Origin of the sequence: Haloactinopolyspora sp., from assembly GCF_027324685.1 — a bacterium.
Lineage (GTDB): Bacteria > Actinomycetota > Actinomycetes > Jiangellales > Jiangellaceae > Haloactinopolyspora.
The window spans coordinates 1-2863 of the sequence record NZ_DAHVSH010000066.1; the positions used below are offsets into that span (position 1 = coordinate 1).

3 protein-coding genes are annotated in these 2863 nt (G+C 70.4%); 1 reads left to right on the forward strand and 2 read right to left on the reverse strand.

What is annotated here, in order from left to right; all coding sequences use genetic code 11:
• Position 1: 1 nt before the first annotated feature.
• Entirely contained in the window at positions 2-1498 is a 1497-nt protein-coding gene (guaA, locus tag M6444_RS07800; RefSeq protein ID WP_363326279.1) for a glutamine-hydrolyzing GMP synthase, read from the forward strand.
• A gap of 36 nt (positions 1499-1534) precedes the next feature.
• Here guaA and M6444_RS07805 read toward each other — a convergent pair whose 3' ends face one another.
• Together M6444_RS07805 and M6444_RS07810 are read right to left on the reverse strand one after the other, a co-directional pair.
• Positions 1535-1750 carry a hypothetical protein gene (locus M6444_RS07805; protein ID WP_298325198.1) on the reverse strand — a complete coding sequence of 72 codons (216 nt, stop codon included), beginning with the start codon at positions 1748-1750 and terminating at the stop codon, positions 1535-1537.
• A partial coding sequence (locus tag M6444_RS07810; protein ID WP_298325201.1) for a LiaF domain-containing protein occupies positions 1747-2863 on the reverse strand: 1117 nt, incomplete at its 5' end. The genes M6444_RS07810 and M6444_RS07805, both read right to left, overlap by 4 nt.

Sequence of the window (2863 nt, forward strand, 5' to 3'; positions counted from 1 at the left end):
CGTGCGCGAGGCCAGGGTGTACTCCGAGATCGTCCCGCACACGATGCCCGTGGATCAGATGCTGGAGCGTCGGCCCGCGGCGATCATCCTGTCTGGCGGGCCGGCCAGCGTCTATGCCGACGACGCGCCATCGGTGGATCCGGCCTTGTTCACCACCGACGTGCCCACGTTCGGCATCTGCTACGGCTTCCAGGCGATGACCGTGGCGCTGGGCGGACAGGTCGCCCGGACCGGACGGTCCGAGTTCGGCCGGACGCAGGTCACCGTCGATCGGCAAGGAACCCTGCTGCACGGTGTGTCCAGCGGCACCAACGTCTGGATGAGCCACAACGACTCCGTGACCCGGGCGCCGGCCGGTTTCGACGTCCTCGCCGCCACCGACACCACGCCTGTCGCGGCGTTCGAAGACACCGCACGGGGCTTGGCGGGGGTGCAATGGCACCCGGAGGTGCTGCACACCGACCACGGCCAGGCCGTCCTCGAACACTTCCTTCACGACATCGCCGGTGTTCGGCCCACGTGGACCATGGTCAACATCGTCGAAAGCACCATCGAGGCGGTCCGCGACACCGTCGGCGACCGGCGGGTGATCTGCGGTCTGTCCGGCGGGGTGGACTCCGCGGTGGCCGCGGCGCTGGTTCAGCGGGCCGTTGGCGACCAGTTGACCTGTGTGTTCGTCGACCACGGGCTGCTACGTGCGGGCGAGGCGGAACAGGTCGAGCGTGACTACGTCGCGGCGACCGGTGTCGACCTGCACGTGGTCGACGCCGCCGACCGGTTCGTCACCGAGCTCAAGGGCGTGGAGGACCCGGAAGAGAAGCGCAAGATCATCGGCCGGGAGTTCATCCGCGTGTTCGAGCAGGCCGCTCGCGACATCGTGGCCACAGCCGGCGCCGCGGGCGAGAGCGTGGAGTTCTTGGTCCAGGGCACGCTGTATCCGGACGTGGTGGAATCCGGCGGCGGCGAGGGCGCGGCGAACATCAAGAGCCACCACAATGTCGGTGGGCTCCCTGACGACCTGCAATTCACCTTGATCGAGCCGCTGCGGTCGTTGTTCAAGGACGAGGTCCGGGCCGTGGGTGAGCAGCTCGGCCTGCCGCCCGAGATCGTCTGGCGCCAGCCCTTCCCCGGCCCCGGCCTGGCGATCCGCATCGTCGGCGCCGTCGATCAGGACCGGCTGGCCATCCTGCGCCGTGCCGACGCCATCGCCCGCGCCGAGCTGACCGCCGCGGGCCTGGACCGCGAGGTGTGGCAGTTCCCGGTGGTGCTGCTGGCCGACGTCCGATCGGTGGGTGTGCAAGGCGACGGCCGCACGTACGGCCATCCGGTCGTCCTGCGGCCGGTGTCGAGCGAGGACGCGATGACCGCCGACTGGTCCCGGCTGCCCTACGAGCTGATCGAGCGGATCTCCACCCGCATCACCAACGAGGTACGCGAGGTGAACCGGGTGGTGCTCGACGTGACGAGCAAGCCGCCGGGCACCATCGAGTGGGAATGATCCCGGACGCCCGCCGCGGGTAGCGCCAGCGCTGCCTCAGGCGTCGGCGTCCTCCGGGTCGCGGTCTCCGCGCAGCTTGTTCAGCGACGCGAGCAGCCCGGCCAGACCGATCGAGACCAGCAGCACGGGTACCGCCGTCTCGAGCCCGGCCAGACCCATGATGTCGTACTGCACGAACGGCCACATGGCGGTCACTCCAAGGAAGAGAAGTCCGAAGACGAGGGACACGACGTCGGTGTCGTGGCGTTTCATCGCGTCACCTCCAGGTCGCCCATGCCGAGATCGACGTTGAGGACGATCTCACCACCCCCGCGGCCGTCCGGGCCGAGGTACTCGTCGCTGACCTCGCCGCCCAGCCCGCTGAATTCGTCGCCGAAGATGGTGTAGTTACCGCCGCCGATGGAGGCGTTCACCGTCACGTCAGCCGTCGGGGGGACGGTGACCGTGACGTTGCCGGCGCCGACGTCGAGATCGAGCGAGACGGCGTCGGCATCAGTCATGGCCAGGGCGGACAGGTCGTAGGTGATGTCACCGGCGCTGTGGGCGACCCGTGAGCGCGGCATCTGGTCGATCGAGGTGTAGCGGTACGAGACGTTGCCGGCCTCCGAGAAGTCCCACTCGTCGGCCCACGTCGTCACCACCAGGGCCGGGGTCAGCAGGATGCCCAGGACGATCAGCCAGCGCGAGCGGCCGAACCAGGCGCCGACCAACAGGCCGAGTGCCACCACGCCCAGGGCGACGGCGAAGTACATCGGAATCGGGACGGGCGCCCAGTAGACGTCGTTGACGGCGAGGAGGCCGACGGCAAGCAAGGCCAGGCACACGGTGATCGGGCCGAGCACCGACCGTTGCTTCGGCCGGGGTGCCGACGGCTCGGACGGTGCACTCGGTCCGGTCGGGCCGGCCGGCCCGACCGGTTCGGGCGCAGGAGCGCGGGCGGCGCCCCAGTCCGGACCCTCGGGCCACCCGGTGGCTGGGATGTCGGCCAGGGTGTGGCCGGACGCAGAGGGCTCTGGCGCCGACGGGTCGGCTGGTTCGCCGCCCGGTGGTGCGCCTGTCGTGGGCGCGCTGGTCGTGGGTGGCGACACCGGCCCGGGGCCGGCGGTGCCCGGGTGGTCGAACCATGCCTGCTCCGGCTGCGCAGCGGGCTCGGCGGAGCTGGTGGCATCGTCGCGCCGGCGCATCAGTGCGACCAGGCCGATGCCGGCCAGCAGGATCAACACACCGCTGTCCCAGGAACCGGCGATGATGCCGGAGGCGGAGATGACGCTGACCACGGCCAGCACGATGGCCAGGGGGACGGCACCGGAGCGGTGCTCCTCATTGCGCCCCAGCGCGTGGTCCAGGACCGACCCGTCCTCGTCC